General features: G+C 41.2%; 12 protein-coding genes and 1 pseudogene. 11 read left to right on the top strand and 2 right to left on the bottom strand.

Annotation, left to right across the window (positions count from 1 at the left end; all coding sequences use genetic code 11):
• Nucleotides 1-10: 10 nt before the first annotated feature.
• Nucleotides 11-751 (bottom strand): thermonuclease family protein, encoded by a 741-nt coding sequence (locus RCG23_RS00060; RefSeq protein ID WP_308178035.1) that lies wholly within the window; start codon nucleotides 749-751, stop codon nucleotides 11-13.
• A 361-nt stretch (nucleotides 752-1,112) separates the two neighbouring features.
• On the opposite strand from RCG23_RS00060, the gene RCG23_RS00055 reads away from it, so the two are divergent.
• From RCG23_RS00055 to RCG23_RS00040, 4 genes are all read left to right on the top strand, one after another.
• A complete protein-coding gene (locus RCG23_RS00055; RefSeq protein WP_308178034.1) occupies nucleotides 1,113-1,538 on the top strand; it encodes a hypothetical protein in 426 nt (141 codons plus the stop codon).
• 855 nt (nucleotides 1,539-2,393) lie between these two features.
• Complete coding sequence (locus RCG23_RS00050; RefSeq protein ID WP_308178033.1) at nucleotides 2,394-3,935, top strand: bifunctional GNAT family N-acetyltransferase/carbon-nitrogen hydrolase family protein; 1,542 nt, start codon at nucleotides 2,394-2,396, stop codon at nucleotides 3,933-3,935.
• 203 nt (nucleotides 3,936-4,138) lie between these two features.
• Nucleotides 4,139-5,551, top strand: coding sequence for a tetratricopeptide repeat protein (locus RCG23_RS00045; RefSeq protein ID WP_308178032.1), 1,413 nt, complete (start codon nucleotides 4,139-4,141; stop codon nucleotides 5,549-5,551).
• A 392-nt stretch (nucleotides 5,552-5,943) separates the two neighbouring features.
• Nucleotides 5,944-6,153 carry a hypothetical protein gene (locus RCG23_RS00040; RefSeq protein WP_308178031.1) on the top strand — a complete coding sequence of 70 codons (210 nt, stop codon included), beginning with the start codon at nucleotides 5,944-5,946 and terminating at the stop codon, nucleotides 6,151-6,153.
• 73 nt (nucleotides 6,154-6,226) lie between these two features.
• On the opposite strand, the gene RCG23_RS00035 is transcribed toward RCG23_RS00040, so the two are convergent.
• Nucleotides 6,227-8,029: a transglycosylase domain-containing protein gene (locus tag RCG23_RS00035; protein ID WP_308178030.1), complete on the bottom strand. Its 1,803-nt coding sequence runs from the start codon at nucleotides 8,027-8,029 to the stop codon at nucleotides 6,227-6,229.
• A 197-nt stretch (nucleotides 8,030-8,226) separates the two neighbouring features.
• Between RCG23_RS00035 and RCG23_RS00030 the strand changes: the two genes are divergently transcribed.
• The 7 genes and pseudogenes from RCG23_RS00030 (at nucleotide 8,227) to RCG23_RS00005 (ending at nucleotide 17,958) form a co-directional block, all read left to right on the top strand.
• On the top strand, nucleotides 8,227-8,772 hold the full coding sequence (locus RCG23_RS00030; protein ID WP_308178029.1) for a DUF1697 domain-containing protein: 546 nt from the start codon (nucleotides 8,227-8,229) through the stop codon (nucleotides 8,770-8,772).
• Between the two features lie 285 nt (nucleotides 8,773-9,057).
• Entirely contained in the window at nucleotides 9,058-10,155 is a 1,098-nt protein-coding gene (locus RCG23_RS00025; RefSeq protein ID WP_308178028.1) for a glycerophosphodiester phosphodiesterase family protein, read from the top strand.
• Nucleotides 10,156-10,427: 272 nt separating this feature from the next.
• Nucleotides 10,428-10,748, top strand: coding sequence for a heterocycloanthracin/sonorensin family bacteriocin (locus RCG23_RS25750; protein ID WP_374049794.1), 321 nt, complete (start codon nucleotides 10,428-10,430; stop codon nucleotides 10,746-10,748).
• A 155-nt stretch (nucleotides 10,749-10,903) separates the two neighbouring features.
• Complete coding sequence (locus RCG23_RS00020) at nucleotides 10,904-12,862, top strand: putative thiazole-containing bacteriocin maturation protein (protein ID WP_308178027.1); 1,959 nt, start codon at nucleotides 10,904-10,906, stop codon at nucleotides 12,860-12,862.
• Nucleotides 12,862-14,798 (top strand): annotated as a pseudogene (locus RCG23_RS00015) (TOMM precursor leader peptide-binding protein). The gene RCG23_RS00020 and the pseudogene RCG23_RS00015 overlap by 1 nt, the downstream one beginning before the upstream one ends.
• Nucleotides 14,799-14,820: 22 nt before the next feature.
• Nucleotides 14,821-16,404, top strand: a complete 1,584-nt coding sequence (locus RCG23_RS00010; protein ID WP_308180181.1) for a SagB/ThcOx family dehydrogenase — start codon at nucleotides 14,821-14,823, stop codon at nucleotides 16,402-16,404.
• 205 nt (nucleotides 16,405-16,609) lie between these two features.
• A protein-coding gene (locus RCG23_RS00005; RefSeq protein ID WP_308177418.1) for an IS3 family transposase occupies nucleotides 16,610-17,958 on the top strand; the annotation gives its coding sequence in 2 pieces (ribosomal slippage) (nucleotides 16,610-17,054 and nucleotides 17,054-17,958; 1,350 coding nt in all).
• Nucleotides 17,959-17,996: the final 38 nt, after the last annotated feature.

Raw genomic sequence — 17,996 nt, 5'->3', positions numbered from 1 at the left:
CTTTTTCAAATTACTTATATATTCCGGCATGATGGCTTTTAGCGTAGGACATGGCAGTACGGATTCGGCTTTCATACTTATATGTCCCGTAATCATAATACTGTTTCACCAAACCTGATTTGGTGATATCTTCCTGCAGTAGTTTTCCGTCCACCCATACCCATGCTAAGAGGCGGCTGTATTTGTCATAAAGATTAGAGCCATCTGTTTCAAGCGTAATGCTTTTGGCTTTTGACAGTCGTGCTGTCGTATAATTGCTTGCTTCTTTACCAAAAGGCTGATGCTGGATGGTACTTTCAGGTGTATCGATGAATAGGAAGCGGGTTTTGACTGCTTTTCCATTGATTTTAAAATAAGCAGTATCCCCGTCAACGCCCTTATAAAAAGTTACTTTATAGGTTTTGTGAAGGGCAAGAGCTGACTTAGCTGGGGCTATAACGGGTTTTGTTGCAGGCGGAGCTGCAGTTCCTGTACCGATAGGCAATGCATAGGTTAATTGAATCTTATTGACTGTCAGACTACTTTTGCATTTGTTGCTGCTATAGGTTTTGATCATGGAAAGCAGCTGGGTTTTTGTTTTCGCCGATTTGGCAAGTGGTGTCGGCGAATGCAATAGATAATCACAGTTAGAATTTTGAAAATGACCGCCCAATTTGTCCAATGTTCCCCTATGGGCTTCCGAAACATTCGGAAAGACCGAAAAGAATAGTATAACTGCTACAAGAACAGCGGCAATATTAACTTTTTTCATCTAATTTCTCCTATCACAGTAGTATTAATGTAATCCTTGATAATATTACCATAGAATAGGAAATTAAAAGATGAACCAATATTACCATTTTATTGACACCATAAAAAAACTTTGGCTATCGCTAACAGCAGTACAGAGGATAATAAAGGGTGGATTTTGCATGTAAACTCTTGTGTAAATAGATGAAGTTTTAAAAAAAACCTGTCATGATAATTGTGTAATTTCTAATGTCATGGAGGTAAATAGTGGAAAATGACGAATAGTATATAGAATTAGGCATAGGGGGGTTTGTTATGAAAAAGTTTAAATTGTTCAATGTAGTCTTTTTTTCTTGATTTTATCATTAAGTGGTTGTTCAAGTTTGAACCCTACATTCAATACCATTAATGAAGTGAAGTTAAGTACAGAGGCTAAAATTGCAAGGGACTTTCTTAATGACAAAGGGTATAAAGTAGTTGCTTATTCTAAAGAAACATCCTCATCTTATGTGCTAACCGATGAAAAGTTAAATGATCCATCGGAACCGCCTTATCAAAAACTGATTTGGAATCAACCAGGTATTTCAACCGATAAATATATGGGTAAAACCATCTTTAATGAACGGTTCATTGTAACAAATCACCATCTAGATACATACCCGCACGGGGAAGGAAAAACCTATGTTGATGTAATGGTGGTTGATGGCCAACCGATTGGAGGCATATCCGCACCGGTTACGAAAGAAAAACTAGTGGGTGCTCCATATTCTTTAGATGGAAAACCATTAGAACAAATTCAAAACAAGTAATGACGGGTTTATATTGTCCATTTTCCTGTTGGTTAAAGTTACTAAATATCATAAATACTTAAAAGGGCAAAACCCTATTCAGTAACGGGTTTATTTGTGAGGTGCAAAACAGTAACTCGCAGACCAAATCAAATAGCAAATCACATAAACTTCACAGCATAATCCACAGTATATTTCACAGTCAAAAAGGCTTAGAGATGCAAATATCTATAAGCTTTTTTTGAATTTTCTTTTTTTACTAAAGCACCCGTAAGTTGAACAAGTTCATTAGACGCTAAAGCGAGTTTGATAAATAAGCGGAGAAATTTCTCTTAATTAGGAAATAGCACTGAAAACAGCCTCAATAGACGGAAAGATTCCGACTATTGACTCAAAAAACGTGAAAATGGTTAATTTTGCTTTGCTTAATCGGAAAACCTCCGCTTATATACCCCGAACCGCGCTCTATTTTGCAGTCTAACCGGAAAATCTCCGCTTATTTTAAATGTCACTGGTTACTCAATTAAGGAAAAGACTTCTTACTAATTAAAATTTGCCAAAATGTTGATAAATCAATAAAAAACGCACTGTGAATTATATCGTGAATTTAAGTGCGTTTTCATGCGGGTTATTTACAGTGTGATTTAACGTGTGAATTCAAATGTTGTTTAGCTTGATGTTTTAGGTTTTCTCTATAATAACTGAATTATTTTTTTCCAGGTTTCTAACTTGCTATCTAAAGGGTATATGAGCAAAATAGCATCCAAAACGGGAAGCTAATTATATTTGCCATTTTTGGAAATCATAATTTAAAAATGGCAATTGGACTGAAGAACGATTACATAAGCGCGACAACTATTGCAGGGGTGTGAGAACGTGACAGAGACAGATATGTCCAAATACGAGAAGAAAATCATCATTCGCAAAATAAGAGTAGAAGATATTGATGCAATTATTGCATTAGGAAAAGCATGCTTCCCTAATATGGATCCTTGGAAACGGGAGCAATTGTTAAGTCACATTCGAATATTCCCCGAGGGTCAATTCTGTGTGGAATATGAGGATAAGATTGTAGGGTCCTGTTCAAGTTTAATCGTCAATTTTGACGAGTATGACGACCAGCACACCTGGGACATCATCACAGATAATGGGTATATTACGAATCATGACCCGAATGGTTTTAACTTATACGGGATTGAAGTGATGGTCGATCCGGCATACCGGCGTATGAAACTGGGGCACCGTCTTTACGAGGCACGCAAGGAGCTCGCCGTTCAATTAAATCTTAAAAGTATCATTATTGGCTGCAGGATCCCAAATTATCATAAATATAAGGATGAAATGACGGCTCGAGAGTATGTTGCAGCCGTTGAAAAGCACAGTATATATGACCCCGTGTTGTCATTCCAGCTTCTTCAGGGATTTACAATTAAAAGGATTAACACAAGGTATCTGCCAGACGACAAGGCCTCAGATTCTATGGCGACATTGATGGAATGGAACAACATCGATTACCGTCCCAAGTCTAAGCGGATTTACCGTACCGCGTTTCCAGTCAGGATTTGCGCCGTACAGTATATGATGAAAAAAATTGATTCGTTTGAGGACTTTATTCGGCAAGTGGGGTACTATGTAGACGTCGCTGCTGATTTCGGATCGGATTTTGCAGTGTTCCCGGAAATATTTACGACCCAATTGATGTCATTTCTCGAAGAAAAACGACCGGATCAGGCAGTTCGTCGACTTGCGACCTTTACTGATCAATACATTGAGCTGTTCACACAGCTCGCCGTCAGATATAACATCAACATTGTCGGTGGATCACATTTCGTGGAAGAAAATGGAGATATATACAACGTCGGTTTTCTCTTTCGCCGTGACGGCACAATTGAGAAACAAACCAAAATTCATGCAACGCCGAACGAGAGAAAGTGGTGGGGCATTGCAGAAGGAAACGATATTCAAGTGTTTGACACGGATTGTGGAAAGATCGCGATTCAAATTTCCTATGACATCGAGTTTCCAGAGCTGGCAAGGATTGCGGTAGATAAGGGAGCAAACATCATTTTTGTCCCTTTTTGTACAGAGGATCGCCAGGCGTACCTTCGTGTTCGCTATTGTGCCCAGGCGCGGGCCATTGAGAATCAAGTATATACGTGCATTGCTGGAACCGTCGGTAATCTGACACACGTAGAGAACATGGATATTCAATATGCCCAGTCAGGAATTTTCTCGCCTTCAGACTTTGAGTTTGCAAGGGATGGCATTGTTGGGGAATGTGATGCGAATATTGATACCGTTGTAGTGGGTGACGTTGATCTTGAGAAGCTGAGACGTTCCCGGAATTCTGGTACGTTAAGCCAATTACGCGACCGGCGACATGATTTGTATCAAATTGATTGGAAAAGCTTAAGTTGAAAATTAGCACAGTCTTTTTAATAAAGTAGGGTGTCTGGCAACGTATTTGGATCGATGTCTAAATGCGGTGCAGACGCCCTTTTTTATGGTTCGGGACAGAAAACAGCTCTTTGATCCAAACCCCCGCTCAGTCATATGTTATAATAAATTTACAAAAGCTTGCACAGCAGACGATTGATATTATGATAGGGGGCAAAGCTGATATGTATAAACAACTGATCATGCCAACTGAAATATCCATAAAGGATAAAAAGAATATCGTAAAAGGTCATGTCAATCGAGCAGCTATTTTTGCGAGAACCAAAGTCTTTGAGGTCATTACAGCAGAAAACGAAAGCTTTTATCTTATATACTATAAAAATTCCCTTGTTTACGGTGATAAACTGTCTAAGGTGGAAGCAGGATCATTTATTGATACAGCATTTCATGAAGGCATTGTTATTGAAGCTCCCCATCCTATCTTAACCGCATTAATCCCCAATCATTCCGTATCGATTCCGAATAAAAATAAACTCTTTTCTCAGCTCCAAATCCATTATCCTTTAGATGAAATGGCCTATATTGCGACCACACTTGACGCATTTTTTGAGAAGTATGAGCTTATAAAAATAATTGACCGAGTCTATTTTGACTATAGAAGAAACGGAAGTTTTATTAAAGCCTTTCAGGTCATCCGAATGTTAAATGATTTTGCGCCTGACTTCAAATCAGCAAAAGAGCGCTTTAATTCTCAGGAATACAATTCATACCATGATTTTTACCAATCCTCAAGTTTAGCTTCCATCCTTAAAAAGGATCCTCTTTTTGTCGAACATCATTGCTTTCAAAATAGAACACACCCTGAAAAGCGTATATTTTTAGAGAATATCTTAAGAAAACAAACTTGTTTAGCTGAATTATTATTGCTTTGGCTGGAAAAAGTTCAAAACACTGAACCGCTTGATAAATATACAGACCTCGCTTTAAAATTTGTCACGATGAAAGAATGGATCTTCATATTAGGACAGATGAAAATCAATCCGTATCGACAGTTACCCGAGGCCAAGCCAGTTATTGAAAAAATGGTTCAAGAAGGTAAATATGAAACATCAGCACTCTATTTATTACAATTCATTCATGACCTGCCGGCTTCTTATGATCCCATTTTGACTAAAGTGTGGGAGAATTTGAGTGCGGGATTTGTCGTTTCTCAATTAGACGACTTCCTCTTTATGTTCCAACAGCCTGTCCACGAGGAACATACCAGCCAATCAGAACAAAAACTCTTTCAGCTGACCGTAATACTGCTTAAAGAACATGATCTCAAAACGGTCATTGAAAAACTATATCCTATACAAAAATTACTCCCCCAATCATTAGTGATTCAAAAAGTGAATAAAATGCTGGAAATGGCAGAAGATCCTGACCGGATGATGGAATTGGGCGATTATTATGCAGAGTTTAGACAATATGATAAAGCCATCGATTGCTACTCGTGGGAAATGGAACTCCAGCCACAGAATCCTATTCCTGTAAAAAAAATCAGTAAAATGTATCAACAAAAAGGGATGGCAGAAGAGGCCGCTACCTATCAAAAGGTATATGATCAATTAAAAAGCAATCAACGAACTGGATGATAATAGTGACAGGCACCTTCCAAAAATTTGGAAGGTGCCTGTCACTTTAAAAATAAGTTTTGGTTCAGACAGTAAAAAAGACCCGGCATATGACCGGATCTTAAAAAGGGGGTTTGTTTAGTGTGCTATGTCCTAGCTACAAATACTATATTAGAATATAAATATGTACAAAGAATGAACAAAGTCTTACCTTTTTATTAATTACAATTAAAAAATGATTAATCCTCTAGTGAAAAGTACAAACATTTGTGCTCAAAGAAACTTTTTTTCCATAAAGAGACAGTAACATCATTCAACATCCTAGACATAAACTCATCTCCCACAATAAAATTTCACCTTAATAATTTCATTGATTACTACATATCCTATACCTACTTAGGAGGTGAAACAGGATGTCTAACCAAACAAATAATGACAATCAAGAAAATAACCAAAGTGTTTCGGAAAGCGTTAAGGAGACTGCAGGATCTGCTTTTCATACAGTTCATAGTGCATTAGAAACAACAGAGAATGTGGCGATGAATGCTGTAGACGCAACAGCAAACGCTGTTAATAACATAATGGACAACACAAATAACAAAGCCAATCGAAAAAATGACTAAGATAAAAAACGCCATTTCTGGCGTTTTTTATTTTAGTCATCCCTGCATAGGAATATAAATCCTCACCTGAGTGTTATTGATCCCTCATCAACCAATGGAATAACTCGGCAGGAGTTTTGCCGCCTCCGCTTGTAATATAATGGTTTTTGTCGGTTCTGTCGAAGCCGATATGAATCGAGGTGACGAGGTGATCTGTATATCCTGTGAACCAGGCATCCTTGTTTCCGTCGATTCCGTTTATATTCAATTGCGTTGTTCCGGTCTTGCCTGCGACAGGGCGGCCAATATTCGCTGCTTTCCCGGTTCCATAAGGTTTTGAAATAACACCCTGAAGCATCTCAGTCATTTCCTGGGCAGTTTCTGCGGACATGATCTTTTTAGCAGGAGGGTTTACAGTCAGGAGGGATGTTCCATCCCGGTCTGTTATATTCCGAACTGCATGCGCATCGATCATAACCCCGTTATTGGCAAAAGCTCCATATGCCTGGGCCATTTCCAAAGTTGAAACACCTTTGGTCAAGCCGCCTAGTGCCAGAGACAAATTCCGGTCATTTGGATCCAATGTGATACCAGCATTTTCGACAAACTGGAAGCCGGTATTAACCCCAATCTCCTGCAACAGAGAAACAGCAGGGATATTTAATGACCTGGCCAGCGCCTCTGCAAGGGTGACATAGCCATGATAACTGCCGCCGGCGTTATGCGGTGAGTAATCCCCGAAGCTCATCGGTTCGTCCTTGATCAAGGAGTCAGGCTTCCAGAGCCCGGTTTCCAATGCGGGTGCATAGACCGCAAGCGGTTTTATAACGGAGCCTGGCTGATACAGGGTGGTGCTATGGTTTAAATCCTGATAGATATAATTCCTTCCACCGTATAATGCTGTAACCGCACCTGTTTTTGGATCAACTGAGGTCATGCCCACTTCAACTGATTGGTCCCGTTCATCCTCTTGAAAATAATAATTGGACACTGCCGCATTCATAGACTTTTGAACGTGGATATCCAGGTTGGTATAAATGTGGTAGCCCCCGTGATAAAGCTGTTCAAGAGAAATTTTTAATCCATCTGCTGCTTCCTTGGCTGCAAAATCGATATAGGCCTGATACGGGCTGTGCTTTTTGAATGTTTCTTGAGAAAGAATAATTTCCTGTCCATTCGCTTCCTTTTCTTCCTGTGCAGAAATAATTTTGTTTTCTCTCATTAAGGAAAGAACAACACCCCGGCGTTCCTTTGCCAATTCCAGATTGTGGCGAGGGGAGTATGTACTGGGCGCCTTTGGCAAACCAGCCAGCAGGGCGGCTTCAGCGATGGTCAGATCCTTCGCGTCCTTCCCGAAATATTCCTGTGCCGCTGCCTGCATACCATACGCTCCGCTGCCAAGATAAATATAATTTAAATACATTTCAAGGATTTGATCCTTTGTATACTTTCGCTCCAGCTCGGCGGCAATGATGACTTCCTTCGATTTTCTCGCCAGCGTTTTCTCGCTCGATAAATAAACATTACGAGCCAGCTGCTGTGTAATCGTGCTGGCGCCTTCCTTTTTGGTGCCAGACTTTATATTATTGTATAGAGCCCGAAAAATTCCTTTTGGATCCACTCCATTATGTTCATAAAAGCGTTTATCCTCCGTCACCACGAATGCCATTTTCAAGTATTCAGGCAATTCTTTTAAACTGACAAGCTCTCTGTTTTGATTGGCAGAAAGTCGTTGAATTTCATGATTATCTTGATCATAAATAATCGTGTTTGATTCAAACTGCAGCTTGGTGTCATCTAGATTTATTTCATTTACAAGTTCACTCGTTGAGCAGCCTGCCAATAAAGTGGATATCGAAAAGAAAAGCAGTAAAGTTTTGAAGAAATTGTTTGTCATGATACTCCTCTTTGTTGATGATTGATTTCTAATGGGCACAACACATAATAGGATGTTCCAATTCACTAAATCATATCATATCGCTGCTATTAAGCAAACGAATGTTCTTTTTTAAAACTCTTGAAAAACTAAGTGTATCGACAACACTATTAAAAGTGGAAAAAGTTGGTTATTATTAAGAATAAAGGAGTAGAAAGATGACGAACTATATTGCTTTACTAAGAGGGATTAATGTAGGTGGACATAACATTATTAAGATGCAGGAATTGAGAACCGTTTTAACAAATATGGGGCTGGAACAAGTGAGGACGTATATTCAGAGTGGAAATGTTTTGTTTCAATCTGACAAGAATGCGTCACGATTAAGCGAGCTAATCGAGCAGGAAATTAACAATGCTTTTGGTTTTTCAGTGACAGTAATCCTAAGAACAGAAAAGGAATGGGAACAACTGATAAAAAATTGCCCATACCCCGTGGACTCGTTACTAGAAGGCGAAAGTGTACATGTAGCGTGTCTGGCTGAGCAGCCAAAACAGGAAGCAATCGATCATTTACTTCAGTTTAAAAGTGATTTAGATGAATGCTATATAGAAGGAAAAGAAATCTATTTTTACTTCCGTCAAAGCATTCGAGATTCTAAACTTGCTTCTCAGCTTCCAAAAATAGGTGTCCCGGCCACCGTACGTAATTGGAAAACTATTTTAAAACTTGAAGCGATGCTAAAGCAAGTTATTGAAGGGTAGGTAGAGAACCGTAACGCGTGAGGTGACATAATGAAAAATTAATTAACCGCCTATTTAGTAGGTGGTCTTCTTTTGTTCGAAAATAAACAATGTAAAAAAGAACTTGGAAAATAGTAGCCTAACAAATACATGTATATTAGATTGTTGAACAAGAAGGTCGAAAGAACCGTTACTATCGTCTTGTTTATATTTACTATTTCTTATTATTTGTGTAACCGGGAGTTTACTCTATCTCTCTATACTTATAAAAGTAATACATAGTATAAGTGATTAGGAGATGAGCAAATGAAGAAGAAAAAATTTATATTAGCAACATTAGCTACCCTTATGGTGTGTTCAGCGGCAGACCTGGATACAGCAAAACCTGCGTCCGCTGCTGAGAATCCATCCCGGTCAGACAAATCCAGCTACGGTCCAAAAGGGTTCGATCTGCAGGCCCATCGCGGTGGATTAGGTCTCACCGTCGAATCCACGATTGCTTCGTTCTCCAGAGGGCTTGAAGTCGGTGTAAGCACACTTGAGCTTGACGTGCAGATCACAAAGGACCACCAGGCTGTCATATCTCACGACCGGAAAATTTCAGGCGACAAGTGCCAGGACACGGAACCGGCGTTCACGGGTGACCCTGAATACCCTTACGTTGGCAAATACATAAAGGACCTAACCCTTGCTCAAGTTCGTAAACTAGATTGTGGATCGAAAGCGTTGGCTCAATTCCCAGGTCAGCGCACGAGTCCAGGTTCTAAGATGCCACTGTTAAGTGAGGTGTTCGCTCTCGTCAAACTCTATGATGCCAACAAAGTGTGGATGAACATCGAGACAAAAGTGGAAGCCGGCGCACCGGAGGAAACGGCTCCTCGTGAAGAATTCGTACAGATTGTTGCACGCCAGGTTCGCGAAGCCGGGATGCTCAAGCGAGTGTCAATCCAAAGCTTCGACTGGGGCTCACTTATGCGTATGCACGAGGTAGAGCCGCGCTTACCACTCGTCGCCCTGACCAACGGGCCGCAATTCCTGCAGCCAGGCCAGCCGGGTGCCTCTCCATGGTTGGGCGGAATCGACATCGACGACTTCGGTGGCGACCTCGTGGCAGCGGCACACTCGTTTGGCGCTAATGCAATCTCGCCAGTGCATGGTTTTCCGCAGAATGGCAAAATCACTGATGAGAACTACGAGCCATATGTGACGAAGCGCATGGTTCAGGAAGCTCACAAGAACGGAATGAAGGTCATCCCGTGGACGATTGACGACGAGCCTACCATGAACAAGCTTATCGATGACGGCGTTGACGGGCTTATCACAGACTACCCGGATCGGCTGCGGGGGGTTATGGAGCAGCGTGGTTTCAAATTGCCTAAGCGCTATAAGGCTCCTGCAAAGTGAGAAACTTAGATAAGTAAGCTAAATGATTAATAGATAAAGAGTCTGGAAAATGTTCCAGGCTCTTTTTTTGGCCATTAACCAATACTCCCAGGAACCTCACCACTTTTTAAGATACTCAACGTGAAATAGGCGCTTAAATCAGTAACAATGCCCCAATTTGATTCATATTTTGTTGAAGAGAGTACACATGGTATCTTTCATTTACTCAAACCTGATGAATTACCTTCGTTCTACTCTTATGAGTGTAATTAAAATACAAAGGGGAGGAAAAAATGCAAAATTTTCATAATGATTTGCAAATGTTAGGATTGGATCAATTCCATGTTGGAGAGGTAAATTCTATAGATCCTTTGAGCCAGCAAAATATGAATGACTTGCGCCGGTGTGGCCGGTGCGGAGGATGCGGAGGTTTTCGTTGTGGCGGATTCCGGTGTGGAGGGTTCCGTTGCGGAGGCTTCCGATGTGGTGGTTTCGGTTTAGGTGGTTTTGGATTGGGTCTTGGTCTTGGTTTAAGCTGCTTTGGCTGTTTTAGCTGCTATAGCTGTGGGGGTTGTTATGGCTGTTCCAGCTGCTGGGGCGGTTGGGGATGGTAATTCGGAAAGGGTTAAATGTGTTTATATTTTAAAAGGAAAGTGTCCCTGCGTGTTTGCAGCAGGGGCACTTTATTACGTTTTATCATATTGGACAAATAAAAGTACATAAAATGATAGTGCATAAGCAGGAACGATAAAGAATAAGGAGGGGCTAAATGACAACACTTAATTCGTCGACATGTCTGAAGGTAAAAAGAGATACATTTTATCTCCCTGATCCGGAGGGTGGTGTGTATTTCAGAAATAATGTAAGTTCATTCCGAATGGAAGGCAATACGATCTATCAATGGATTGAAAAATTGATGCCAATGTTCAATGGGGGGCAAACATTGGGAGATTTAACAGAAGGATTAGCACCTCCATATCGGAACAGGGTATATGAGATCGCAGAAGCGCTATACAAGAATGGCTTTGTTCGTGATGTAAGCCAAGATACACCACATCAATTAAATAGCCTGATTCTTGAAAAATACGCTTCACAAATTGAATTCCTGGAGAATTTTGTAGATTCCAGTGCTTATCGTTTTCAAGAGTATCGCGAGGCTAACGTCTTAGCTGTCGGATCAGGTCCCTTATTAGTTTCATTGGCTACTGCGTTACTCGATTCGGGACTGTCTAAGTTGAATGTTATGGTAACAGATTCACTTCCCACAAATCGGCTGCGGCTGAAAGAACTGGTACAAAATGCTAGCAGGACGGATTCTGAGGTCGAGATAAAGGAGGTCCCTTTTAATAAAGAGGAGGGGAGAAGTTTTTGGAAAAAAGCAGTGCAGCCTTATGATTGGATTCTGTATGTCTCCCAGGATGGAAATGTAAAAGAACTTTTGGAACTAAATCAGGTATGCAAAGAGGAGAGGAAGGCATTTCTACCTGCAATATGGTTAGAGCAAGTGGGGCTGGCTGGCCCATTGGTTCATCCGGAATCGGAGGAATGCTGGGAATCCGCATGGCGCCGCATCCATCAAACTGCATTGCAGGCAGAGCGGCAGCCGCAAACTTTCTCCTCAACAGCGGGATCGATTCTGGCTAATGTTATGGTGTTTGAATGTTTCAAGAGGGTAACAGGAGTTCATGGATTAATTCAAAGTAATCAAATTTATCTGCTTGATCTTGAAACACTGGAAGGAGACTGGTTTTCATTCATTACACATCCATTAGTTACGTCTAAAAGCTTTAACCCTAGTTTGGTTGAAGATCTTGAAGTAAGGCTGATGGAGGTATCGGAAAGAAATGGATCAAAGGATAATCTCTTGGAATTTTTCAGTGGATTAACCTCAGAAGAAACAGGGATTTTCCATACCTGGGAGGAACGAGATCTGACCCAGCTTCCTCTTTCTCAGTGCTATGTTCAGGCAGTTAACCCATTATCAGAGGGACCTGCAGACCTCCTGCATGAGGTAATCTGTTCGGGTCTAACACATGAGGAAGCAAAAAGGGAAGCTGGGCTTAAGGGCATTGAAATGTATGTGTCAAAAATGATAGATTCAGCCGTTATGGGATTCAAAGAACAGCAAGGAAATGCTGGCATCAACATACAGGATGGATTTATTGGCATTGGAGCAGGAGCAACAATCGAAGAGGCTGTTTGTAGAGGGCTGTATGAATATTTAGAAGAGGAATTGACAAGAAGACAAGATGAACCGCTGAAAACGATTTTTCGCGTACACCTGGGAACGATAGAAGATCAACGCTGCAGATTTTATTTAAATGCACTGACTACTTTAAATGGGGAACCGTTAATCGGCTTGGAAAAGGAGATGCTAGGGTTTCCCGTGATATGGGTAAGGACACTAGGCCGTCGTTACACTTCCACAGGTTTACATTCCACTTTAGCCTTAAGAAGTGCGCTGCAACAAGCAATTTTTGATACACAAAATCAGGTGAATTCAACAGTTAGACAAGCGGAGTCAGCCGTTTTACTTAAGGAAAAGGAATTTAAACTTGATATCCCTTCATTCGAAGATACAAACCACTTGGAGCTATTACAATACTCCATTAAAAATTTAAACCGCAACGGCAAGCAGCTACTTGTATATGATTTTGCCTTTGAGCCTTTTTTAAAGCATGAACTGGCAGGGGTCTATGGTGTGCAGCTAGGAGAGGGGGAATCCTGATGGCTGCCCTTATTTTAATGGATGGAGAGGGTTTATTAGCGGATCTTGTCTATGATCAATTGTCGTGCAACTATTCTGTAAAACGTCAAAACATTTTAGAAGAGTTTCCCGAAGATACGAAATTAGCTTTATTATTGCACGACGCCTGGCATCCAGCCATACATCGAAAAGCGGAGGAGAGATTGAGGAAGGCAGGAATTCCATGGCTTCGAGGTTTCGTCTCTTTCGGGGAAGGAATCATCGGTCCATATGTTCGGCCGATAAACCGGGATGTTCTCAATGTGCCGACATACGGAGGATAATAGCTGGACCAGATCGTCAAGAAATGTTGGAGCTTCAGATGAGAATGGCAGAAAGAGGGTTTCCGCGTGATGCATGGGTATCACGAACTGGATTAACACAAATGGCATTTTTGATAAGTGAGGATGTGCAGAAGGCCCTTAAAGGGGAGCGCTCCTACTTAGAAGAAAGAGTGTATATGACGAATCTCAGAACGTTATCGACCTCAAGCCACTTTTTTTTGCCTGATCCTTTGTGTACGGTTTGCAGTCCCATACCTAATGACACACCAGCATCAGCTAAAATTAGGTTAAAACCAAGTCCTAAACTTAATGAGGATGGGTATCGCTGCCGTTCGATGGATGAATTAAAAAATGTCCTGGTCAAAGATTATCTGGATTATCGGACTGGGATCATGAACGCAAAAATCCAGGATTTCACGCTGCCATTTGCGGATATCTATGTAAATATGCCGTTGTTTGGAGCAGACGAGGGAGTGGCTGGCCGTACTAATTCATATGAGATGAGTGAGCTAACGGCCATTTTAGAAGGATTGGAGCGATACTGCGGGCTCGAACCTCGGGGCAAAAGGAGAGTAGTTCGTGATAGTTACCGCAATTTGGAGAATATAGCGCTACATCCTGCCAGAGTGGGATTACATGAAAAGGAACAATATGCAATACCTGGTTTCCCATTTAAACCGTTTCGTCCAGATGACCTAATGAATTGGGTCTGGGGCTATTCGTTTTTACAAGAACGTCCGATTCTGGTTCCGGAGTTACTCGCTTATTATAGTTTGGGGCACGGGGAAGGTGTTGTTTATGAAACCTCAAACGGATGTGCATTAGGGGGAAGTATGGAGGAAGCGATTTTTCATGCCATTATGGAGGTCGTTGAGCGCGATTCATTCCTGTTAACCTGGTATGCACAGCTGCCACTCCCGCGTCTTGACCTTCGTTCAGTTGACGATAAAGAATTGCAGCTGATGGTCGACCGTATACGTGAGGTGGAGGGGTTCGATCTTTATTTTTACAATTCGACGATGGAACATGGTATTCCAAGTGTATTTGGTGTAGCAAAAAACAATACCTCCAAGGGTGTAAACCTTATTTGTGCAGCCGGAGCCAATCCCGATCCTCGAAGGGCAGTAAAAAGTGCGATTTACGAGCTGGCAGGCATGATGAAGAGGCATGACGAAAAACTGGCGGCTAACAGGCAAAATTATGAACGTATGTTATATGATCCGTTCGCAGTCCAAACGATGGAGGACCATGGCATGTTGTACGGTCTTCCAGAAGCAGAGATTCGCTTGAAATTTTTATTGGAGGATAATCGTCCTTTACGTACTTTTGAGGAGGAATTCAAGCTGCAGCCAAAGTTCTCGGATTTGAAGGATGATCTAGAAGACATTCTTCAAAGGTTTCGCAAGTTAAACCTCGAGGTCATTGTGGTTGATCAGTCAACACCTGTAACCAAACGGAACGGATTATTCTGTGTAAAGGTGTTGATTCCTGGTATGCTGCCAATGACATTTGGACATCACCTAACTCGTGTGAAAGGACTGGAAAGGGTCCTTACAGTCCCAATGAAGCTTGGATATAAGAAGCAGCCGTTATCGTTTGCACAGCTTAATCCACATCCTCATCCGTTCCCATAATCGAAGAGTAGGAGGCAGAATGTTGAAGCTAGAAACTTTTCTACACAATCTCCATTTTGACCCAGATAAAATCTTTCCGCCGGATTGGCAGGTGGATTGGGAGGACGCGCCACTCCCCTATAAACTGTATCGTGGTCTCCAGGAGATTCCACTTCCGGCAGATGTACCGTTAACATTCACTGGACGGGAAAAGAATGGAACCCCGAGCTTAGAAGAAGTAGGCCATTTCCTGTGGTACGTATTCGGCATTTCTCAATTCTCTCAATTTGCTAAACCTGTTGTCACCGCGGATGAATCTGTGAGTTTTACACATTCACTAAGGCGATTTGTTCCCTCGGGCGGTGCGCTGTATCCTAGTGAATTATACGTGTATTTAAAGCTGGAAGAGGTACCAAAGGGAATCTATCAATATGACGCAGCACATCACCGCCTCATATTGCTGCGAGAAGGAAATTATGATTCCTATTTATCAAGAAGCCTTGGAAATAGTGTAGAGATCTCAGATAGTTTTTGCACCGTTTTTATCTCGACGATGTTTTGGAAAAATTACTATAAATATAATAATTTTTCATACAGGCTCCAAGGGTTAGATGCCGGTGTGTTAATTGGGCAATCGTTGGAAGTAGCGGATCGGATGGGTTTTACTTCAAGAGTATGCTATCAATTTCTTGATCGGGCAATCAATCATTTACTCGGGCTATCCGAACAGGATGAAAGTGTATATGCGCTTATCCCATTGTCTAATACTCAATCGATCTTTTGGGTTAACAACGAAAATAGAAGCGAAGAAACGGTTTCTTCCACTGAATTGTGCCGGGAAATACCGGAACAGCAGCATGAATACTATAACCGATCTAAGAGAGTCATTGATTATCCGATGCTGCGAGAGCTTAATGAAGCATCGATGTTAGAAACGACAAACTCATTTGTGAAGTTAAAGAAGGACCGCAGTTTGAAGTCTTCCTTAGGCATGGAGACGATCATGCTGCCATACACGGAGTCCGTTTCGTACGATCTCGCAGCCGTTTGCAGGAAACGGCATTCTCCTGATATCGATTTTATAATGGGAAAAGTGAGCCAAACACATCTATCCACTTTGTTAACAGAAACATTTTCTTTCTCCTATCTGAATGACCTCGATGAGCCAAATGAAAATGGTGAGTGCCGTGTCGATTTGTATGGTTATTTTTATAATATAGAGGGAGTTCCAGATGGGGCATACTCTTATGACAAAAATACTCATGCCCTTCGAAGAATATCGTCAGGGGATCAGCGGGGATATCTACAATATGGATTGTCGATGGATAATGTGAATCTTTTTCAGGTCCCACTCTGCTTCCATTTAGTGGGTGACAGGGAACATCTGATGGAGGAATTGGGAGTTAGAGGATATCGTATTCAGCAGATGGAAGCGGGCATTCATGTGCAGCGGCTCCTCTTGGCGGCGGGCTCATTAGGGATGGGTGGCCACCCACTTCTCGGATTTGATGCTAAATCGTGTGATGAACTTTACCAACTCGAAACGAAAGGGAAAACCAGTTTAATCCATATTCCTGTTGGTCCCTTCCGTCCACGCGCCTGGTTAAAAGGGAATCTGCATAGCTAAGGGAGAAATGACATAATTGGAACAGTAAAAAATACGGAGTATGTTATTAACGGATTCCCTTTTTGAGGTGTTTTTCTAAAAAATTGTACCGAAATGACAGTAGTTTTGACATTGAAATTGGCATATAAAAAAAGAAAACTCGCCGCAAATTGAACTGCACCCCGATTGTTAGACACTTACTAACATACGGAGGTGCAGTTTTTCTATGGTTAAATTTCATACAGAGGATAAATTAGCTGCGATTCAACGCTATTTAAAGGGTGGAGAGAGTTATGCCTCGATTGGGGCATCGATTGGTACCTCTGAAAATATAGTAAGAAACTGGGTGATGCGATACGAACATCAGGGGGTACAAGGATTCACAAAATCCTATACAAGGTACACGGCAGAGTTTAAACTAGACGTACTTAAATATTTGAATGATCATGGGACGTCTCCAAATGAAACAGCAGCGATTTTTAATATCTCTTCTCCTGCCTTAATTCGTAAATGGAGAATACAAGTTGATTCTCAAGGAATAGACGCCCTCAAATCAAAGAAAAAGGGGCGTCCTACCGTGAAGAAGAAAACAAAAAAAACAACAGCCGTCAGTGGATCCGTCGAAGCACTCCAGGCCGAAATAGACCATTTGCGTATGGAGGTTGCTTACTTAAAAAAGTTGAATGCCTTAGTTCAAAAGAAGGAAACATTACCAACCAGGACAAAGCGCAAGTAGTGTCTGAACTAAGGATTGATTTTCCTTTTGAAGCGTTACTCAACATCGCAGGCATCCCCCGCAGTACGTACTATTACTGCATAAATAAATTAAGTCGTCCAGACAAAGATGCCGAACTAAAAAAAGTGATTGAGGAGATTTATCTCGAACATAAAGGCCGTTATGGATACCGTCGTATAACGCTCGAACTAAAGAACCGAGGATATAAAGTGAATCACAAAAAGGTCCAGAGGTTAATGAAAGAGTTAGGCTTGAAGAGCACTGTTCGCATCAAAAAATATCGCTCTTATAAGGGAAAAGTCGGAAAGACAGCACCAAATATTTTGGATCGAGACTTCCAGACGGAAAAGCCAAATGAAAAGTGGGTAACAGATATTACTGAGTTCAAGTTATTTGGCGAAAAGCTCTATTTATCTCCCATGTTGGATTTGTTTAATGGGGAAATCATCGCTTATACGATGAATTCGAGGCCAAAATATTCACTTGTTTCCACGATGCTGGATCAAGCATTTGAGCGATTAACAGAGGGAGAAAAGCTCCTAATTCACTCGGATCAAGGTTGGCATTATCAAATGCCTCAGTTCCAGCATGCATTAAAAGAACATCACATCACGCAGAGTATGTCACGAAAGGGAAACTGTTATGATAATGCAGTCATGGAAAATTTCTTTGGTATCTTAAAATCGGAATTTTTATATACACAAGAGTTTGATAGTGTAGAACATTTTAAACGGGAGTTAGCCGAATATATTGATTACTACAATCACATACGAATAAAGGCAAAATTAAAAGGTTTGAGTCCAGTACAATACCGAACTCAAGCCCTATCAGCTGCCTAATCAAAAATCCGTCTAACTTATGGGGGTCACTTCAAATT

Source organism: Neobacillus sp. PS3-34 (genome assembly GCF_030915465.1).
Lineage (GTDB): Bacteria > Bacillota > Bacilli > Bacillales > Cytobacillaceae > Neobacillus_A.
This window is presented reverse-complemented; position numbering and strand designations above follow the sequence as displayed.

Excerpts from the sequence above, each read along its gene's own strand:
- RCG23_RS00030 (WP_308178029.1), top strand. The coding sequence starts at position 8,227 with ATGACGAACTATATTGCTTTACTAAGAGGGATTAATGTAGGTGGACAT.
- RCG23_RS00040 (WP_308178031.1), top strand. The coding sequence starts at position 5,944 with ATGTCTAACCAAACAAATAATGACAATCAAGAAAATAACCAAAGTGTT.
- RCG23_RS00045 (WP_308178032.1), top strand. The coding sequence starts at position 4,139 with ATGTATAAACAACTGATCATGCCAACTGAAATATCCATAAAGGATAAA.
- RCG23_RS00035 (WP_308178030.1), bottom strand. The coding sequence starts at position 8,029 with ATGACAAACAATTTCTTCAAAACTTTACTGCTTTTCTTTTCGATATCC.
- RCG23_RS00020 (WP_308178027.1), top strand. The coding sequence starts at position 10,904 with ATGACAACACTTAATTCGTCGACATGTCTGAAGGTAAAAAGAGATACA.
- RCG23_RS00025 (WP_308178028.1), top strand. The coding sequence starts at position 9,058 with ATGAAGAAGAAAAAATTTATATTAGCAACATTAGCTACCCTTATGGTG.
- RCG23_RS00060 (WP_308178035.1), bottom strand. The coding sequence starts at position 751 with ATGAAAAAAGTTAATATTGCCGCTGTTCTTGTAGCAGTTATACTATTC.
- RCG23_RS25750 (WP_374049794.1), top strand. The coding sequence starts at position 10,428 with ATGCAAAATTTTCATAATGATTTGCAAATGTTAGGATTGGATCAATTC.